Here is an 18,522-nt window from a genome sequence, read left to right as displayed (position 1 = left end):
ATTTGCGACGGTGCTTGCGTCATTCGTCGCGCACGTCGCGGTCGCGCCCGCAATTCCAGCACACGGTGAACTGCGCCTCGAGCACCTCGCCGCAGCGCGCGCAGCGCCATGTGGGCGAGCCTGGCGGCGGTCCGCTCACCGCCTCGTCGATCAAACGCCGGGCGAGCTTCTCGTCGCGTTCGTCCACGAGCCACAGTTCGGGTGCGCACTGCTCAGCGGGAATCTCGCCCATCGCGCCGCTCAGGTAGCGGTTGTGCAGCTCGCAGGGCACGCCCGCCGTCGCCAGGATGTTCATCCAGTGCTGGGCGATCAGCAGATTCGGCGCGCGTACGAGTTTGAGCATAGGCGCAGGGGCAGGCGGCGCGTCAGCGCACGACCTGGCTGATCTCGTGCATGAGCTGCGCGTAGAGCGCCTGGCGCTCCGGCGCGATGCGGCCATCGTCGACAGCTTCCAGAATCGCGCAGCCCGGCTCGTGCAGGTGATGGCAGTTGTAGAAGCGGCAGTGCGCGAGCAGCGGCCGGAATTCGGGAAACGCGCGCTCCAGCTTGCCTTCGGTTAGGTGATAGAGGCCGAATTCCTGGAAGCCCGGCGAGTCGATCAGCGCGCCACCCTCGGGCAAGCTGTAGAGCCGCGTGAACGTCGTGGTGTGCCGCCCGCTGTTGAGCGCCGTCGAAATCTCGCGCGTGGCGGCTTCGGCATCGGGAATCAGCAGGTTCACGAGCGTCGACTTGCCCATGCCCGACTGGCCGAGCAGGATCGTCTGATGGCCGTGCAGGTGCTCGGCGAGCACCGCGCGCGCCTCCTCGGGGCGGCCCTTCACCGAAACCTCGAGCACCGTATAGCCCAGCGCGCGATAGCGTTCGAGCCGCTCCCGCGCGAGCGGCAGCGCGCCCTGGACGTCGATCTTGTTGAGGACGATGAGTGGCTTGAGGTCGTTGGCCTCGGCGGCCACGAGCGCGCGCCCGAGCAGGTCTTCGCTGAAGTGCGGCTCGGTGGCCAGCACGATCAGCAGCTGGTCGAGGTTCGCCGCGAAGAGCTTCGACTTGAACTGGTCGGAACGGTAGAGCAGGTTGCGCCGCTCGCCAATCGCGACGATCACGCCCTGATCGGCGGAAGTCGATTGATACTCGACGCGGTCGCCGACCGCCACCTCGCTCTTCTTGCCGCGCGGGAAGCACTGCAGATGTGCGCCGCCGCCGTCGGGCGCGACGAGATAATGGCGCCCGTGGGCGGCGATCACCACGCCGTGCAGCGTGGCGCCTGCGGCTTTAGCATTGCCGGCGGCTTTCGTTGCGCGCCGGTTCATGCGTGCGCTAGCAGTCGGTCGATCCGCTGCGAAGCCGGCGGATGCGAGTAGTAGAACGCGGTATAGAGCGGGTCGGGCGTGAGCGTCGACGCGTTGTCCTCGTAGAGCTTCACGAGCGCGTTGACGAGATGCTGCGCGTCGGTTTGCGTGGCGGCAAAGGCGTCTGCCTCGAACTCGTGCTTGCGCGACGAGAGGCTGCCAAGCGGCGTGACGAAGAACAGGAACACCGGCACGGCGAGGAAAAACAGCACGAGCGCAAGCCCTTCGTTGCCGCCGAGCAGCGACGGCCGCACACCGAGGCCTTCATAGAACCACACGCGCTGTGAGAGCCAGCCGAGCAGGGCGAGCAGCGCGAGGCTGATCGCGAACGTGACAATCATGCGCTTGATGACGTGACGGCGCTTGAAGTGGCCGAGTTCGTGCGCGAGCACGGCCTCGATCTCGCTGCCGGAGAGGCGCGCGAGCAGCGTGTCGAAGAACACGATGCGCTTGGCTGCGCCAAAGCCCGTGAAATAGGCGTTGCCGTGCGCGGAGCGGCGGCTGCCGTCCATCACGAACAGGCCCTTGGCCGCGAAGCCGCAGCGCTGCATGAGCGCTTCGATGCGCGAGCGCAGGGCTTCATCGCGCAGCGGTTCGAACTTGTTGAAAAGCGGCGCGATGAAGGTGGGGTAGAGCACCAGCACGAGCATCTGGAAGGCGACCCAGACGGCCCACGTCCAGAGCCACCAGAGGCTGCCCGCCTGCTTCATGAGCCAGAGCACGACGAAGAGCAGCGGAATGCCGAATGCGGCGCCGATCAGGAGCCCCTTGATGCGGTCCATGATGAAAATGCGCTTGGTCATGCGGTTAAAGCCGAAGCGCTCCTCGACCACGAATTGGCGGTAGTAGTCGAGCGGCAGTTCGACCACGCCGGAAATGGCGAGCACGGCCCCGATCAGCGCGATCTGGCCCACATAGTCGCGCCCGATCGCGTCCGAAATGCCGAGGTCGAGCGCCTGCACGCCGCCGAGCAGCGTGAGCGCGATCAGCACCACGGCGCCGAGCACGATTTCGATCATGCCAAGGCGCGTGCGCGCGACCGTATAGTCGGCGGCGCGCTGGTGCGCGGCGAGCGGGATGGTCGCGGTGAACTGCGCGGGCACCGCGCCGCGGTGGGCGGCCACGAAGCGGATCTGGCGCGACGCGAGCCAGAGCTTGGTCGCGACCATGGCGAGCACGGCCACGACGAAGAGCACGCTGAAGTACAGCGCAGGGGAGGGGGACAGATTAGGCATCCAGGAAGTCCGTGGTATCTATGCGACAATTATATGTTCTCGCCGGCCGGGCATCGCATCCTGTCGATGCCGCGCACGCGCCGCGCCTCCAACGCTCTCCGGGTTGCCTTTCATGACTGACATTACCGCTGCCGGCGCGCCGCTCATCGAGCGCACCGACATGAACCTGATCTGGCTCGATATGGAAATGACGGGGCTCGATCCCGACAACGACCGCATCATCGAGATCGCCGTGGTGGTGACGAACTCGACGCTCGACAAACTCGTGGAAGGTCCCGTGCTGGCCATCCATCAGCCGGAGTCGGTGCTCGACCGCATGGATGAATGGAACCGCAACACGCACGGCCGCTCGGGCCTCACCGAGCGCGTGCGGGCCTCGACGGTCACGGAAGAAAGCGCGACCGAGGAGATCATGGCGTTTCTTTCGCAGTACGTGCCGCCGGGCAAGTCGCCGATGTGCGGCAACTCGATCTGTCAGGACCGCCGCTTCATGGCGCGCTGGATGCCCACGCTCGAGCGCTTCTTCCACTACCGCAACCTCGACGTGAGCACGCTCAAGGAGCTGTGCCGCCGCTGGCAGCCAACCATCTACAAGGGCTTCCAGAAACGCGCGATGCATACGGCGCTCGCCGACATCCACGAGTCGATCGACGAGCTCAAGTACTACCGCGAGCATTTCCTCGTGCCGGCGCCGGGCATCGTGCCGGATAACGCAACGGGCGAAGCCGGTCCGGCGCTTTGATCTGAGCCGACACGGCAACGCCGAGGCGGCGGGTTCGTCCCGTCGCCGCCGCGTTGTGGCACGCGTTGTGTCATAACGCAGCAAGAAGTTCGAGTCTTACGCGCGCGGCGCTCGCTGCGCGTTCTTTGGCCGGAACGCCGCCACGACGTTCGGATCGGTTTCGATATACGGGCCGCCGATCAGGTCGATGCAGTACGGCACCGCAGCAAAAATACCCGGCACCTTCACCGCGCCTTGATCGTCGCGCAGGCCTTCCAGCGTTTCCTTGATCGACTTCGGCTGCCCCGGCAGGTTGATGATGAGCGCCGCATGGTCGTCGTTTTCGCGGATCACGGCGACCTGGCGCGACAGAATGGCCGTAGGCACGAAATTCAGGCTGATCTGGCGCATTTGCTCGCCAAAGCCCGGCATCTCCTTGGTCGCCACGGCGAGCGTCGCCTCGGGCGTCACATCGCGGCGCGCGGGGCCGGTGCCGCCCGTGGTCAGCACGAGGTCGCAGCCCAGACCGTCCACGAGCGCCGTGAGCGTGGCGGAGATCGTCGCCGCGTCGTCGTGGATCAGGCGCGTTTCGGCGCGCCAAGGCGTTTTCAGCACGCTGCCGAGCCACTCCATCAGCGACGGAATGCCCTTGTCCTCGTAGACGCCGCTCGTCGCGCGGTCGCTGACCGACACAAGGCCGATCACGAGTTCGTCAGGGTGGCTGCGCTCAGGCTTCGTCATCTTCGCGGTCCTCGTCGGCGCGCTCGTCGTCGTGGTCGTCCGCCTCGCCGGCGCCTTGCGCGCTCACGTCCTTGATCCACTGGAACAGTTCGCGGAAGGACTTCGGCGGCCGGTTTTGCTCCTGCTCGCGGCGCGCGTTGCGGATCAGCGTGCGGCCTTCCTGCGGGTCGGCGGCGGGGTACTGGCGGATGAATTCGGTGAGCGCGGCGTCGTCGGCGAGCAGCTTGTCGCGCGTGCGCTCGATCCAGTGCAGGCGCGCCGTGGCGGCCCTGTTCACGCCGCGGTGCTCTTCGAACTTCGTGCGCAGCGCGGCGACTTCGGCTTCGGTCAGGCCGCGCATCATGCGGCCCACGTACTGGAGCTGGCGGCGACGGCCTTCGTGGTCGGTGATGCGGCGGCACTCGTGGACGGCGTCCGCGAGGTCTTCGGTCATCGGCATGCGCTTGAGCGCGTCCTTGGGCAGCTCCACGAGGGCCTGGCCCAGTTCCTGGAGCGCTTCCATGTCGCGCTTGAGCTGCGATTTGCTCGGGCGATCGTAGCCGTTGTCGTCCTGGTCGGCGACAGCGTCGTTCATCGGTTGAATGCGGGTTTTGCGTTTCATGGGGCGTATTGTAGCGTGCGCGGGCGTGCGGCCTGGGCTTGAAGGCGCCGCCGGCGGCCCGATATCGGTGTGAGGGTTCATGCGCAGCGCGAGGCGGCGAAAGCGCCTGTGATGCGTGTTCACATACCTTGCTATGATCGCGTGATGCGCTTTGCGAACGCAGCGCGTTCCGAAGCACCGGTCGCACTCGAAGCGACACCAGCGAAACACGACATCAGCGGGCCGCATCGGCCCAGAACCGGACCGTAACGACAATGGCAGCAGACATCGAAGCCCGGCAACGCTTTTTCCCGCACACCCAGGACGAACTGAAGGAGATCGCGTCCGACATCCTCCGGCACGCCAATGCGCTCGGCGCAAGCGACGCCGCGACCGAGATCTCCGAAGGCGACGGCTTGTCCGTCTCGGTGCGCCGCGGCGAGGTCGAGACGATCGAGCACAACCGCGACAAGATGGTCGGCGTGACCGTCTATATCGGCAACAAGCGCGGCAACGCGAGCACCTCCGATTTTTCGCCGCAGGCGCTCAAGGACACGGTGGCGGCCGCGTACAACATCGCGCGCTTCACCGCCGACGACGACTGCGCGGGCCTCGCGGAGCGCGAGCTGCTCGAAACCGCGCCGCGCGACCTCGACCTTTACCACCCGTGGAATCTCTCGGCCGACGAGGCCGTGGAAATCGCGCGCCGCGCCGAAGATGCCGCGTTCGCTGTCGATCCGCGCGTGAAGAACTCCGAAGGCGCGAGCGTGTCGGCGCAGCATTCGCAGTTCGTGCTCGCCACCTCGGGCGGCTTCATGCACGGCTATCCGTACTCGCGCCACTACATTTCGTGCGCGCCCATCGCAGGCGCCGGCCGCAACATGCAGCGCGACGACTGGTACACCTCGCGGCGCAGCGCGGCCGAGCTGGCCGCGCCCGAAGCCGTCGGGCGCTATGCGGCCGAGCGTGCGCTCTCGCGCCTGAACGCACGCAGCCTCGACACGCGCAAGGTGCCCGTGCTGTTCGAGGCCCCGCTCGCCGCTGGCCTGCTCGGCGCGTTCGTGCAGGCCGTGAGCGGCGGCGCGCTGTATCGCAAGACGTCGTTCCTCGTCGACAGTCTCGGCAAGCCCGTATTCGCGCCGCACATCCAGATCGTCGAGGACCCGCATGTGCCGCGTGCGGCCGGCAGCGCGCCGTTCGACGAAGAGGGCGTGCGCACGCAGCGGCGCGAAGTCGTCAAGGACGGCATCGTGCAGGGCTATTTCCTGTCGTCGTATTCGGCGCGCAAGCTCGGCATGCAGACCACGGGCAACGCCGGCGGCTCGCACAACCTGCATCTGCAAAGCTCGCTCACGAAGCCGGAGGACGACTTCGAAGCGATGCTCAAGAAGCTCGGCACGGGCCTCTTGCTGACCGAGCTGATGGGGCAGGGCGTGAACTTCGTGACGGGCGACTATTCGCGCGGGGCGTCGGGCTTCTGGGTGGAGAACGGCAAGATCCAGTACCCGGTCGAGGAAATCACGGTGGCTTCGACGCTGCAGGAGATGTTCCACCACATCGTCGCCGTGGGCGCGGATACGCTCGCGCGCGGTACGCGTCAAACCGGCTCGGTACTGATCGACCGTATGACGGTGGCGGGGCAGTAAGCGGCTTTTCCGCAGGCTCAATCCTCAATCAACAACGGCACGCCAAGGCGTGCCGTTGTGCTTTTGGGCGGCAGATTGCAGGCGCGCGCTCGGGTAGCATTGCGCGCCCAGTTAATCAATCGCGCCGCACGTAGCGTACGAACGCAAAGTCGAAGTCGTTCGGCGCATTCGCATGCAGCGTCTCGCGCGACGTTTCTTGCCACACGTCGGGGTCCGGTGCGGGAAAGGTGGCGTCGCCCTCGAAGTCCGCGGAGATTTCCGTCACCACGAGCTCATGCGCGAGGCCCAGTCCCTCGCCATAGAGCTGCGCGCCGCCGATCAGGAATGCCGTAGGCGCCTGATCCAGCGCCGCGAGCGCGAGCGCTTCGTCGAGGCTCGTGGCGGTGTCGCAGCCGGGAAAGCGCTTGCCCGCGTCGCGCGTCACGACGATGTTGCGGCGGCCCGGCAAGGCGCGGCCGATCGATTCGTGCGTTTTGCGGCCCATGATGATGGGCGCGCCCATGGTGGTGCGCTTGAAGAACGCGAGGTCTTCGGGGAGCCGCCAGGGCAGCGCGTTGTCGCGGCCGATCACGCCGTTGCGGGCACGGGCGACGATGAGGGTGAGCGTCGTCATCGAAAGGGTAGAGGTGCGAGGTTGTAAGCTGTTCGCAGCGATTCTACCTGAGCGCGCCGGGCGGCCCGGCGCGCTCACTCGTGCCCTGTCTTGCCCTGTCGTGCCCCGGCGTCCGTTTCACTCCTGCACGTCGGGCGGCAATTCCGCCTGGTTCTCCGCTTCGCCGTCGAAGAGCGTTTTTTCGTCGCGCAGGCCGTGCGTGCCCATTAGCCGGTAGAGCGTCACGCGCGAGATGCCGAGGTCGGCAGCGGCTTCCGTGAGCCGGTGCCGGTGCCGCAGCAGCGCCGCCTCGATCGCGCGCCGCTCCGCGGCTTCGCGCGCCTGCGCGAGCGTGACCGTCTGCTGCGCGGTGAAGTGCGCGAGATCGAGATCCTCCGCCGAAATCAGCTTGCTTTCAGCCATGACGATCGCGCGGCGCACGCGGTTGATCAGCTCGCGCACGTTGCCCGGCCAGTTGTAGTTGTACATCGCCTCGATGGCGTCGGGCGTGAAGCCGCGTATGCGGCGCGCGCTGTCCTGCTTGAACTTGTGCAGCACGTGGTGGGCGAGAATTTCGATGTCCTTGCCGCGTGCGCGCAGCGGCGGCTCGTCCACGCGCAGCACGCACAGCCGGTGAAAGAGGTCGGCGCGAAAGCGGCCGTCGCGCATCGCCGTTTCGAGATCGACGTGCGTGGCCGAGATGATGCGCAGGTCCACGGGAATCTGCTCGTGGCCGCCCAGCCGCTCGATCTTGCCTTCCTGCAGGAAGCGCAGCAGGCTCGCCTGGCTTTCCAGCGGCAAGTCGCCGATTTCATCGAGAAAGAGCGTGCCGCCGTTGGCCGATTCGACGCGGCCGATCTTGCGCTGGTTCGCGCCCGTGAAGGCGCCGCGCTCATAGCCGAACAGTTCGGATTGCAGAAGATGATGCGGGATCGCGCCGCAGTTGATCGGCACGAACGTCGCCTTGCGCCGCGCGGAGCGCTCGTGGATCGCGAGCGCGGTGAGTTCCTTGCCCGTGCCCGATTCGCCCGAGATGAACACGGTGGCGTCGGTATTGGCGACCTTGCGGATCGTGCGAAAGAGCTGCTGCATCGCCTCGCAGGTCCCGACCATCTCGTCGTCGTCCTGGCTCGCGGCGGCGGCGCCCGGCGCGTCGAGATCGCACAGCGACACCATGCCGAACGCGTGGCCCACGAGGTAGTCGAGCGTCGCGTGCGAGACCGGCACGTGCACGTAGTCGAAGCAGTAGTGGCGGATCAGGCGCCGCACTTCGGCGTCGGTCAAGCGCGAGTCGTCGGTGAGCGCGATCCATCCGACCTGCTGCAGCCGCAGGATCGTCTCGAGGCCCGCGAACTCGCGCGGCGCGAAGCCGGTGACATCGACGATGCCGGCATAGGCCGCCTCCGGCTTCACGAGGCGCGATGCCTCGTGCGCGGTGCGCGCGGTCGCGATTTCCCAGCCGCGGCTCTTCAGGTAGGCGCTGAGCAGCGGGTCGGGCGCGCGCGCGACGTACAGCAAGGTGCGATCGAGACCTGTCTCGGACTTCGCATCGCCCGGGTGGCCGGCGTCGGGTGCAGCGCCTGCAGGGGGCGGTCCGGTCACGGCGAGACGCTGACCGGCTCCTGCGAGCGGTGTCACGGTGGCGCCCAGATGTGAGGATTCGCGCACGATCGGCCTCATGACATCAGAAGGTATAAGGGAAACGCACGCCGACGACGAAGTTCGGTGCATCGGGCGTGAGCCCGACGGAGACCGCGCCGTTGATCGTCAAGTGCTTGTTGACCACGTGATTCAGGCCGAAGTTGAGCACCGAGGCGGTGGTCTCGCTGCCCGGCACGCCGGTCCAGCTGCCGCCGGGCGACTTCGTCTTCGACTGCGGTTCGATGGCCATGGTGTACGAAATGCTTGCCGAATCCTTGTCCGAGAAGGCGAGCGCAACGCCGCCGCCGAACTGGATGATGTCGCCGAGCTTCACTTCGGCGGGCTCGGTCTGCCCGATCACCGAGGAGATGTCGGCAAACGAGCGCGAGATGTTGTACGTGTACGAGAGGCTGCCGAACAGCACCACCGGGTCGTAGGTCTTCAGCACCGAGAGACCGGCCGTCACGTTCCAGAAGCCCGTGCCCGTGGGCAGCTTGCTCGGCGCGACGAGGTTGGTGTTGTCGGGCGTGATCTGCTGCACCTTGATGCCGAACGGCGAGGTGCCGGTCGCCGTCTTCACGCGCAGGCTGCCGACTACGTCGGGAATGCTGTTGGTCTCTTTCAGGAACTGGTAGTAGATCCCGAAGTTCACGTCGCCAATGGCGTTCGAATTGACCGATGCGTCCGTGAGCGTGCTCGCCGAGCCGCCCGCGCCGCCCACGATGAAGGTGCTGTGGCGGTACACGTACGGCACGTCCACGTCCACGCTCATGCGGTCGGTGAGGCCGTAGCGCGTGTCCAGGTCGGCCGTGATCTGGTGCGACTTGGTCTGCCCCAGATTGATGTTGCCGAGAAAGATCGCGTCGAGCGCGAGGAAGCCCGAAAGCTGCAGCTGGCGGCGATCGTAGTAGCTGTCGCTGATACCCCAGTCCAATGTCAGCTTGTGGTCGAAGAGCGGCGCGTGCTCGCGCTGCACGACCGCTTCTTCGGCTTGCGTGCGCGAGGGCTCGGCGTTCTTCTGGGTTTCGCCCACGGTCGGGCTGCCGTTGGGGTTCACGCCAACCGGCGCGCCCTGCTGCGGGCCGCTCGCGGCCGCGGTGCCGGTCGCGCCGCTGGTCGCTCCGGCGTCGGGCGAAGGCGGGTTCACCGGCACGCCGGTTGCCGTGCCGGTGAGCGCACCGGGCGCAGTGGCACCCGGCAGCGCCTGGGCGAGCGGCGGCAGGGGCACCGGCAGGCCGTCGGCGCCGGGCTGCTCCGCAACCGTTGCGTCCGACGCGGCGTCGGGCGCGCCTGCGCCCGGCATGCCTCGGCCGCGTTGCGCCATTTCGAGGTTCGTCACCTGGCGCTCCAGTGACTGGATTTGCCGCTGCTGCTCGTCTACCACCCGCATGAGGGTGTTCAGCCGCTCTTCGATCGACTGGCTTTGAAGCGCCTGCGCGTGGGCGGACTGCGAGAGCGCGAACAGCAAAACCGCTGCTGGTATGGCGGCCAGCGTCGCGTGCGGCGTGGCCGTCCTTGACATCATCTTCATTCTTCTTCCCCCGGGATCGAATGCGGGCGCGAACCGGAACCCCCTGGTTCCGCGCCCGCGCACGTCGATGCTCCTCATTCAAAGTGCTGCTGCTCGCGCGGACTCTTGCCCGCGTGGTGGTCTCCTTGTTGGTGCGCCTCGTGATGAGCCCTCGGTTAGTGGAGATTTCGCAGTGCCTGTAATACGCCGGACTGCCGGATCATTTGCGACGTCATCTGCTGCGTCTGCAGACTCAGTTGCAACTGGTTGGCGACCTGCTGGTTATTGCCTGCGACCTGGAGTAGCTGGGCGATCGCGCCGGCCTGTTGCGCGTTGCCCGGCAAGACGTTTTGCGTGGCGATGCCCGCCGGCGTTTGCAGCGTGACATTGACGCCGTTACTGCCGAACGAGATGCCCGATTTGATGCTGCCGCTCGCGTTAGAGGCGGACGCGCTCGACTGGTTGGCGCCTGGCAGGTTGGCGACCTGCGGCGCGTTGTTGTCGTAGGAGATGGTTGCGGCATTGGCGCCCGTATTACCATTGCCGGCCACCTGGGTGATCTGCGAGACGCCGTTGACCGAAACGTTCTGGCCGCCGGTGGCCGTCGCGTTCGGGTTGGCGCCGCTGTTCGCGCTCGTGGTTCCGCCCTGCGCCGGGTCGATCACGGCTGCATATGTCTTGACCTGCGCGCTCACCTGGTTGGCCGCGTTCTGGGCGACCGCGAGCGCGCCTTGCGCGACTGCGGCCGCGCCGTTTGGCAATTGCCATTGAGAAAGCAGGTTCAGAACGAACCCGGAAATCATGTTGCTGCCGGCATATTTGCCGGTCTGATGCGCGAGCACGTCGTCGCCGACGGCCTCGCAGCGGATGCCTGGCGCCTGCGCGTCGGCGTTCGAGAGAAACGCCGGCACCGGCTGCGGCAAGCCGATGCCATCGGCCGCTAGCGCACCGCTCGAGAAAGCGCAGGCGAGCGCGGAGACAGCTGCCGCGATGCCACACTGTGAGAGGTTGCGTTTCATGATTCTTCGGACTTCAGAACATGACGGCCTTATCGAGGCCGTATTCGAAGAAGGGAGTCGCGGCCGTGCCATTGAGCAGTGCGTTTTCACGCAGCTTGAGCGCGAGCGACTCGTTGTTCTGCAACAGCGGAGAATCCTCCAGGAACGGTTTTCCGAGCACCGCGAAGACGAGGCCGTTCCATGTCCTGGCAAAGTCGTCTTCGGCGACGATACGGTTGCCGAGCGCGGGGTCCGCAATGAAGATGCGGCTGTTCTCGGCATGCTTGACGATCACGAAGTGCTCGTAGCCATCGATGTTCATGAGCACCAGCACGGGAATCTGCAGGTGGTAGAGCGCGTCGGTGTTGACGCGAAAGCCGCGGCCGCGCAAGCCGATCGTCTCCACGAACTTCTTCATGTCGAGCATGGAGAAGCCGTTCTTGACGACCACCTCGGGTGTGGAGAACACCATCATCTGGCGGATCAACTCAGGTTCGGGGATGTCGATGCCGTAGCCGTACTTGAGCAGCGTGGCGAGTGCGGCAGCGCCGCAGCTGTAGTCATACTGCTGGCTGACGATGCTGCGATAGCGCAGGTCCCGCATCGAGTGGACCGGAAGCTTCACCGGCACGCCGATGAGGTGGGTCGCGTCGAGCGTCGACTGCTGTGCATGCACAGGCACAAGCGCCGCGCTGGCGGTAAGCGTCAGCGCGAGCACAAACATCCTTGACGCCGGGGTCGAGAGGGGCCCGGACATGGTGGTCTCCTGCCTTCTGGTTTGCGCGCCGGCTGCGGTGGGACAGCCGGCGCGCGTTGCTTGCTGCGTTACTGCCTGGGACGAGCCCAGTTCCTGCGGTACTGCCAGCCGTGCTTAGTGGCCGTTGTTCATCGCGGCGATTGCCATGCCGTTGTGCTGCAGGTTGCCGATGCCGCCGGCGATGTTCACGCCGATGTTGCCTTGCGCGCCGGTGAGCGTATTGGCGCCGAGGCTAGCCGTGCCCTGGAACTGGCCGGTTGCCGACATGTTGGCGTTCTGCACGTTGTTATCCGTCGCGACCATTGCAACCGTCGAGGCCGAACCCGGGTTTGCCGTCGTCACCGAGCCGGCGAGGCTGTTGTTCTGCGCGTTGCCGATACCGGATGCGACGTTCACGCCGACGTTGCCCGAGACGTTCGCAAGCGAGCCGTCACCGACCGACGCGTTCAGATTGAAGTTCTTCACGTTCGCGCGGCCACTGGAGCTTTGCGTGTTGAAGATCTGCGCGTTGCCGAAGACGTTGCCCATGTCGACGGAAGCGAGCGCGACATCGTTGCTTTGCGCGTTGTTGATGCCTTCCGCGATGTTCACGCCAAGGTTGCCCGTCACGCCGGTTGCCGCGTTGCTGCCTGTGTTGGCGTCGAGCGTGCCGGCTTGTTGCGTGTTGATGTGCTGCGTGACGTAGCCGGTCGTGTGCTCGTCGACGGTGTTGAGCGTGTCGCTCACGCTATAGCCCCAGCTCTTGGTCGAGCTCGATTGGTGCGACGACTGATGTTCATGCGAATTCGCGCTGGTGCTCGATTCGCTGTACGTATGGGCATACGTGTTGCTCGAGTCCTTCGTCTTGCTGCTCGAGCCGCTCACGCTGGCCGAGAGTGATGCGCTCGCCGTGCCGTCGGCGTAAGCCGTGTTGGCGGTGGTCGAGCTGTTGCTCGTGTTTTTGGCGTTGTTCACATCCCACGCTGCGCCGACGTTCGTCGTGTCGCTGTTGTTATGCGAATTCGTCTTCGTGTGCGACGTGCTTTCCGAGCCGCTGAGGTTCAAGCTTGCCGAGCCATTGTGCGGGTTGCCGCTGTGCGACCACGACGCGTTGGCTGTCAGGCTGCCATTGCCGCTCTGCGACTTCGTGGACGTGTTGTTGCCTACGCTGCTGTAGCTCGTACCGAGAGCCGCGCTGCCCGTATCGCTAAAGGTGCTCGATGTCGTGTGGTCGTGCGTGCTGCCGTTATCGGTCTTGACGTGATAGTCGGCGCTCGCGCTTGCGTCGAGCGACTTGCTGAAGGTCGAGCTGCTCGACGAGCTCTTCGTGGTCGATGCATTGACATCATGCGTCCTCGACTGGCTGCTCGACGATGACGACATGCTCGACTCGCTCGAACTCGACGACTTCGTGAACGTGTTGCTGCCCGTGCCCATCACGCTGAAATTCGTGTTGTTGAACGTCGTCGTCACCTTGCCGCTGTTATAGCTTTGCGCTTGCGGAATGAGCGTGCCGCCGCCGGTAGTCTGGTTGTTGTTGATGACGGCGCCAGCGGTGCTCGAAACCGAGACGCAGCCGAACAGCGCGACAAAGCCTTCGATGCCGACGTACTGGGTTACGCCTGTGGCGTTGAACAGATACGCCGAATTAGCCGCGTGAGCGGAACCTACCGCCGACGCGAGAACTGCCGCTGCTATGAGGGTGCGCTTCATGATTTCGCTCCGATACTGAGTGGTCAGTTAAAAAAGAGTGCCCGCCGGGGGACGGAGCACAAAACTGTTTGCCGTAGCGTTACCGGCGCCGGCTGTCTGGTTCACCTGCACGAGGCCCGTCGCATTCCTGAATGCCGCATTGTCGATGCGTACCTCACGAATACCCCCTGCCTGGGCCATTTGCCCCCGACTGCCGTTTTGGGCAGCCGCCGCGGACAATTCCCCGTCCGAGACCGCCACCACACCAATCGCACCACTGCTGATGAGTGCAGTGTTGCGCTGGACATTGCCCACGCCCGCCGACTGATTCACCATCATTGCGCCGTTCGCGTTTGCAAAAGCTCCTGTACCTATCGTCGCGGTCGCGCCCTTGAGCCGCGCCGTGACGGTGGCGAGCTGGTCGTCGCCGTTCACGTTGATCGACACGTTGCCGGTCGTGATCGTCAGCTGGTTGGCCTGGGCGTTGTCGACCCCCGCTGTTTCGTTCACGGTGAGCGCGCCCGTCGTCGAGGTGGCGGCGCCCGGGGCGATGCTTGCCGTCGCGCCGACGCTGACCTGGGCCTGCGCGCCGCTGGCAAAGGCGAGCGCGGCGGCGCAGACGAGCACGCCCGGAAGCGCCGTGCGCAGCGTGCGCCACGTGCATGGCGTCTGGATCGAACGGCTCATTTCATGCCTCCCATGGCGCCCGAGAGTGGGGCGAGCGCGCCTGTGATCGTCGAGGAAATCGTGCCGCCGAGGCCGCCGCCTACGCCGGCGCTCGCGCCGGGGCCGGCCGCCACGTTCGCGCCGGTCGCGCTGCCCGTGAGAATGCGCGTGAGCGCCTGCACGCCGGCGGTTTGCGCGCTCAAGGCGCCGTTCGCGTTCACGCCACTCGAGCCGTGCGCGTTGGTGAGGTCCGTGTCGGTGACGAGCGTCGCGATCGCCGGGTCGAAGCTGTTCTTGGGGAAGGTCGTGGCGCGCACGAGCACGGGGTCCTGGCTCTTTGGCACGTTGTCGAAGGCGCTGCGCGGCGTGATGTCGCGTTCGACGATGATGTCGCCGGGATTCGTCACCTGCTGGGCGTACACGCCCGCTGTGACGCTCGCGGCCAGGGCGCCGCACAGGGCGGCGGCGGCCTGGATCGAGCGGCGGCTTGCGCCGCGCGTCGAGTTGCGTGCTGTCATTCTGGTCTCCTCCTGGCCGGAGTCGGCGCATGGGCGCCTTGTCCGGTCCATTTGTCCTGGCTTCGCGTTATTCACCGCGAACCGGACACCGCGCCGCAGGCGGCACGGGTGCTATCTCATCGTCACTTTCTCGTGTAGCTTGCGAGGTTGCCCTGCGCGTTCTGCGTGGCGTCGACGGGGATCGGCAGCGGTGCAGGCGGCGCGATTTCGTCCCAGAGCGTCACGTTGTTGTTTCCACGCATCAGTTGTGGCGTGGCCGCAACCATCACCATGCCGACGGCGCCGCCGCGCTGGCGCGAGAGCGTCTGATCGTCGAGTGAGCCGATGCCCGCGAAGGCGCCATCGTTGCCAGAGGCGACAGGGTCGGCCGGCGCCTGCGCGCTGGTGGCCGTGGCGCTGGTCGAGTCCGTGGCGGCGGCGTTTGTATCGTCGGCCGGCGCGCTTACGGCGAGCGTGGCGGGGACGAGTGCCGCAGGTGTTGCAGGAACGACATCCGGGGCGGCGTTCGCGACGCTGACAACCGTGTTTGGCGCGGCTGACGCATCGTCCGGCGCCTGTGCGCGAGCGGCGGGCGAGAGGACGAGGAGGGCGGCCGGTACGAGCATGGCGGCGCATGCGCTGCCGTAGCCGATGACACTGCGCAGGACCTGCTGGATGTTGAGTCGCATGGCGTATCTCCTGGTGCGAGACATTTAGCGAAACGTGTGCCATCGCCCGCAATCCATTGATACGCTTCGAACCGCACTATTCTCTGCAAACTTTGAATGGCGGATATTCGCCAAAATGTTTCAGCGCTGAAACGTGAGGCCGTTTAAACCCATTTGGAATGCCATATGGTTTCAAAGGAGAACGTTTGCGCGCCAGACGCTTAACTATTCAGAGAATGGAAACATCCGTAATTATTTCTGCACTGACAAAATGCCGGGAAACAGGTGGAAACATTTCCATCAGTCCCTTATGCATTCCAATTGCATAAATTCTATCCAAGTGCCATGAGGCTATAGTAAGCTTCAGAAAAAGCCGTAATGCCTAAAAGAAAAAGCCCGCAACTGGGCAAGTTGACACACACGCCACAACTCGGGGATTCACTGTCAGCAAAAGCATGCGCGTTCACTGTTTTTTTGCAGGTACGCGAAAGTCGCTTTTTGCTGCGTGTCTGTACATTCAGGTGCGTGCCGTCATTCCCAAACGATGGTGTTGGCAAGAGGATCTGAATAATGGAACCTGCAACGCGGCAATTGGTGTACGTGACGCGAAAACCGGTCGAAGCGTTGAACGAGCGGTTCCACGAGCGTGGCTGGCAGGTGGAGATCGTCGGCAACGCACGGGACGCGCGGCGGGCGCTTCGCGCAGGTATGCCCGCGGGGGGCTTGCTCGATCTATCAAGCGAATTTCATCTGCATGAAATCGGCTCATTCGAGCCGTGCCTCACGCTGCCCAACGTCGGCTGGGTGGCGGCGACCACGACCGGGCAACTGCAGGACGCAACGCTGCGCCGTCTGGTGCGCGATTACTGTTTCGATTACGTAACGGTCCCCTGGAACGGCGATCGCATCGTCGATTCCGTCGGCCACGCGTATGGCATGGTATCGCTCGGCGAAGTCGCCTCGAACGACACCACGGGCGGCAGCGAAGGCGAAATGGTCGGCTCGTGCGAGGCGATGCTGGCGCTGTTCCGCTCGATCCGCAAGGTCGCGCTGACCGACGCGCCGGTGTTCATTTCGGGCGAATCCGGTACGGGCAAGGAACTCACGGCGGTGGCGATCCACGAGCGCTCGTCGCGCCGTAGCGCGCCGTTCGTGCCGATCAACTGCGGCGCCATTCCCCCGCACCTGCTGCAGTCCGAGCTGTTCGGCTACGAGCGCGGCGCGTTCACGGGCGCGAGCCAGCGCAAGGTCGGGCGCGTCGAATCGGCCAACGGCGGCACGCTCTTTCTCGACGAAATCGGCGACCTGCCCATGGAAAGCCAGGCGAGCCTGCTGCGCTTCCTGCAGGAAGGCAAGATCGAGCGGCTGGGCGGCCATCAGTCGATTCCGGTGGACGTGCGCATCATCTCGGCCACCCACGTCGACATGCGCGCGGCGATGGTGGAAGGGCGCTTCCGCCAGGACTTGTATCACCGCCTGTGCGTGCTGCAGATCGACGAGCCGCCGCTGCGCGCGCGCGGCAAAGACATCGAACTGCTCGCGCGGCACATGCTCGAGCGCTTCAAGAAGGACGGTAGCCGGCGCCTGCGCGGCTTTTCGCCCGACGCCATCGCGGCGCTGCACAACTACAGCTGGCCCGGCAACGTGCGCGAGCTGATCAACCGCGTGCGGCGCGCCATCGTGATGTCGGAGGGCCGCGCGATCACGGCGCGCGATCTCGAACTCGGCGACTACGTCGAAGTGGTGCCGGTCTCGCTCGCCCAGGCGCGCGAAGCCGCCGAGCGTCAGGCCATCGAACTTGCGCTGCTGCGCCACCGCGGCCGTCTTGGCGACGCCGCCCAGGAGCTTGGCATCTCGCGCGTGACGCTGTACCGGCTCTTGTGTGCGCATGGCATGCGCCACATGGAAAGCGAGCCACTCGCGCCGCATCCGGGCGGGCTGGCGTCGGGCGGTTGAGGCGCGGTGAGGTTGTTCGAGTCTGATTCAGGTTGCTTGAAGCGGCCGGCGCTTTCGTGCGCCGTGCGTTGAGCGCGCGCCGTCGCTTGTGGCGGGTCATTGTCATGGTGTTTCATCTCGCTGCGACTCGTTGCGCCGCGAGCTTTTCCCAGGGCTCTTCGTAGCCCGTCCTGCGGGCGTTTCGCCCTTGTCCCCGTTTCGTGACGGACTCGCGCTTTCGGCGCGGCCGACCCGGGACGCGCGCGCCGGGTAAAATCCTCCTTTTCCATCCTGAATCCGACCCGGGCGCTATGTGCCCGACGAGGGAACCGCGCATGAAACAGTATCTCGAGCTCGTCCGCTCGATTCTCGACACCGGCACCTGGCAGGAAAACCGCACCGGTATCCGCACGATCAGCCAGCCGGGCGCCATGCTGCGCTTCGACCTGCAGGACGGCTTCCCGGCGGTGACGACGAAGAAACTGGCGTTCAAGTCGGCGGTGGGCGAGCTGATCGGATTTTTGCGCGCCTCGCGCAGCGCTGCCGATTTCCGCGCGCTGGGCTGCAAGGTCTGGGACGCCAACGCGAACGAGAACGCCCAGTGGCTAGCCAATCCGTACCGCGAAGGCACGGACGATCTGGGCGACGTGTACGGCGTGCAATGGCGGCGCTGGCCAGCCTACAAGGTGCTCGACGCCCAAGCCGCCGCGCAGCTCGCCGACGCGCAATCGCGCGGCTACGCGCGCGTCGCAGAATTTACCGAGGATGGGCGAGCCAAGGTGCTGCTCTACAAGGCGGTCGACCAGCTGCGTCAGTGCCTCGACACGATCATGAACAACCCGACCGACCGTCGAATTTTGTTTCATGGCTGGAATCCGGCGGTGCTCGAAGAGATCGCGCTGCCGGCTTGCCACTTGCTGTATCAGTTCGTGCCGAACCCGACGAAGCGCGAAATCTCGTTGTGCCTGTATATCCGCAGCAACGACGTGGGCCTCGGCACGCCGTTCAACCTGACCGAAGGCGCGGTGCTGCTGCACCTCGTGGGCCGGCTGACGGGTTATACGCCGCGCTGGTTCACGTACTTCATCGGCGACGCGCACATTTACGAGAATCAACTCGATATGCTCAACGAGCAGTTGCGCCGGGAGCCGTATGCAAGCCCACGTCTGGCCATTTCCGAGCGCGTGCCCGAGTACGCGAAGACGGGCGTCTATGAGCCGGAGTGGCTCGAAAAGGTCGAGCCGTCGGACTTCTCGCTCGTGGACTACCGCCATCATGAACCGCTCACTGCGCCGATGGCGGTGTGAGGCGCTTGCAT

At 65.5% G+C, this 18,522-nt stretch carries 18 protein-coding genes; 4 read left to right on the top strand and 14 right to left on the bottom strand.

The features are described from left to right. Positions 1-19: 19 nt before the first annotated feature. Genes U5A57_RS16760 through U5A57_RS16750 form a run of 3 tightly spaced genes read right to left on the bottom strand, consistent with a single transcriptional unit; the run spans position 20 to position 2,581 of the window. Positions 20-343, bottom strand: coding sequence for a DUF2007 domain-containing protein (locus tag U5A57_RS16760; protein WP_321912620.1), 324 nt, complete (start codon positions 341-343; stop codon positions 20-22). A 22-nt stretch (positions 344-365) separates the two neighbouring features. Next, positions 366-1,307 carry a ribosome small subunit-dependent GTPase A gene (gene rsgA / locus U5A57_RS16755; RefSeq protein ID WP_321912618.1) on the bottom strand — a complete coding sequence of 314 codons (942 nt, stop codon included), beginning with the start codon at positions 1,305-1,307 and terminating at the stop codon, positions 366-368. Further along, positions 1,304-2,581, bottom strand: coding sequence for a M48 family metallopeptidase (locus U5A57_RS16750; RefSeq protein ID WP_321912616.1), 1,278 nt, complete (start codon positions 2,579-2,581; stop codon positions 1,304-1,306). The genes rsgA and U5A57_RS16750 overlap by 4 nt, the downstream gene beginning before the upstream one ends. A gap of 112 nt (positions 2,582-2,693) precedes the next feature. Between U5A57_RS16750 and orn the strand changes: the two genes are divergently transcribed. Then, positions 2,694-3,323 (top strand): oligoribonuclease, encoded by a 630-nt coding sequence (gene orn / locus U5A57_RS16745; RefSeq protein ID WP_321912615.1) that lies wholly within the window; start codon positions 2,694-2,696, stop codon positions 3,321-3,323. 96 nt (positions 3,324-3,419) lie between these two features. Here orn and mog read toward each other — a convergent pair whose 3' ends face one another. Together mog and yjgA are read right to left on the bottom strand one after the other, a co-directional pair. Beyond that, on the bottom strand, positions 3,420-4,043 hold the full coding sequence (gene mog / locus U5A57_RS16740) for a molybdopterin adenylyltransferase (protein ID WP_233882353.1): 624 nt from the start codon (positions 4,041-4,043) through the stop codon (positions 3,420-3,422). Further along, positions 4,030-4,644: a ribosome biogenesis factor YjgA gene (gene yjgA, locus U5A57_RS16735; RefSeq protein ID WP_321912610.1), complete on the bottom strand. Its 615-nt coding sequence runs from the start codon at positions 4,642-4,644 to the stop codon at positions 4,030-4,032. The genes mog and yjgA overlap by 14 nt, the downstream gene beginning before the upstream one ends. A 254-nt stretch (positions 4,645-4,898) precedes the next feature. Here yjgA and pmbA point away from each other — a divergent pair, with 254 nt between their 5' ends. Continuing rightward, on the top strand, positions 4,899-6,269 hold the full coding sequence (pmbA, locus tag U5A57_RS16730; RefSeq protein WP_321912609.1) for a metalloprotease PmbA: 1,371 nt from the start codon (positions 4,899-4,901) through the stop codon (positions 6,267-6,269). A 115-nt stretch (positions 6,270-6,384) separates the two neighbouring features. On the opposite strand, the gene U5A57_RS16725 is transcribed toward pmbA, so the two are convergent. From U5A57_RS16725 to U5A57_RS16685, 9 genes are all read right to left on the bottom strand, one after another. After that, on the bottom strand, positions 6,385-6,882 hold the full coding sequence (locus U5A57_RS16725) for a dihydrofolate reductase (RefSeq protein WP_321912608.1): 498 nt from the start codon (positions 6,880-6,882) through the stop codon (positions 6,385-6,387). A gap of 117 nt (positions 6,883-6,999) precedes the next feature. Further along, positions 7,000-8,529 (bottom strand): sigma-54 dependent transcriptional regulator, encoded by a 1,530-nt coding sequence (locus U5A57_RS16720; protein WP_321912606.1) that lies wholly within the window; start codon positions 8,527-8,529, stop codon positions 7,000-7,002. 16 nt (positions 8,530-8,545) lie between these two features. Next, positions 8,546-10,024, bottom strand: coding sequence for a hypothetical protein (locus tag U5A57_RS16715; RefSeq protein ID WP_321912658.1), 1,479 nt, complete (start codon positions 10,022-10,024; stop codon positions 8,546-8,548). Between the two features lie 164 nt (positions 10,025-10,188). Beyond that, positions 10,189-11,031: a peptidase C39 gene (locus U5A57_RS16710; RefSeq protein WP_321912604.1), complete on the bottom strand. Its 843-nt coding sequence runs from the start codon at positions 11,029-11,031 to the stop codon at positions 10,189-10,191. A gap of 13 nt (positions 11,032-11,044) precedes the next feature. Continuing rightward, positions 11,045-11,767, bottom strand: coding sequence for a C39 family peptidase (locus tag U5A57_RS16705; RefSeq protein WP_415765922.1), 723 nt, complete (start codon positions 11,765-11,767; stop codon positions 11,045-11,047). A 114-nt stretch (positions 11,768-11,881) separates the two neighbouring features. Beyond that, positions 11,882-13,459 carry a cell wall anchor protein gene (locus tag U5A57_RS16700; RefSeq protein WP_321912602.1) on the bottom strand — a complete coding sequence of 526 codons (1,578 nt, stop codon included), beginning with the start codon at positions 13,457-13,459 and terminating at the stop codon, positions 11,882-11,884. Positions 13,460-13,486: 27 nt separating this feature from the next. Next, positions 13,487-14,125 (bottom strand): hypothetical protein, encoded by a 639-nt coding sequence (locus U5A57_RS16695; protein ID WP_321912600.1) that lies wholly within the window; start codon positions 14,123-14,125, stop codon positions 13,487-13,489. Further along, positions 14,122-14,622: a hypothetical protein gene (locus tag U5A57_RS16690; RefSeq protein WP_321912599.1), complete on the bottom strand. Its 501-nt coding sequence runs from the start codon at positions 14,620-14,622 to the stop codon at positions 14,122-14,124. The genes U5A57_RS16695 and U5A57_RS16690 overlap by 4 nt, the downstream gene beginning before the upstream one ends. A 122-nt stretch (positions 14,623-14,744) precedes the next feature. Continuing rightward, the gene (locus U5A57_RS16685) at positions 14,745-15,290 is read right to left on the bottom strand and encodes a hypothetical protein (RefSeq protein WP_321912597.1); all 546 of its coding nucleotides are present in this window, start codon (positions 15,288-15,290) and stop codon (positions 14,745-14,747) included. Positions 15,291-15,839: 549 nt separating this feature from the next. Here U5A57_RS16685 and U5A57_RS16680 point away from each other — a divergent pair. Together U5A57_RS16680 and U5A57_RS16675 are read left to right on the top strand one after the other, a co-directional pair. Beyond that, positions 15,840-17,225, top strand: a complete 1,386-nt coding sequence (locus U5A57_RS16680; protein WP_321912595.1) for a sigma-54 dependent transcriptional regulator — start codon at positions 15,840-15,842, stop codon at positions 17,223-17,225. Positions 17,226-17,539: 314 nt separating this feature from the next. Continuing rightward, positions 17,540-18,511 carry a thymidylate synthase gene (locus U5A57_RS16675; RefSeq protein WP_321912593.1) on the top strand — a complete coding sequence of 324 codons (972 nt, stop codon included), beginning with the start codon at positions 17,540-17,542 and terminating at the stop codon, positions 18,509-18,511. Positions 18,512-18,522 lie beyond the last annotated feature (11 nt).

It is taken from the genome of Paraburkholderia sp. J11-2 (assembly GCF_905220185.1).
In the GTDB taxonomy this organism is placed as follows: Bacteria; Pseudomonadota; Gammaproteobacteria; order Burkholderiales; family Burkholderiaceae; genus Paraburkholderia.
The sequence above is the reverse complement of the archived record's forward strand: the minus strand, read 5'-3'. Positions and strand labels throughout refer to the sequence as shown.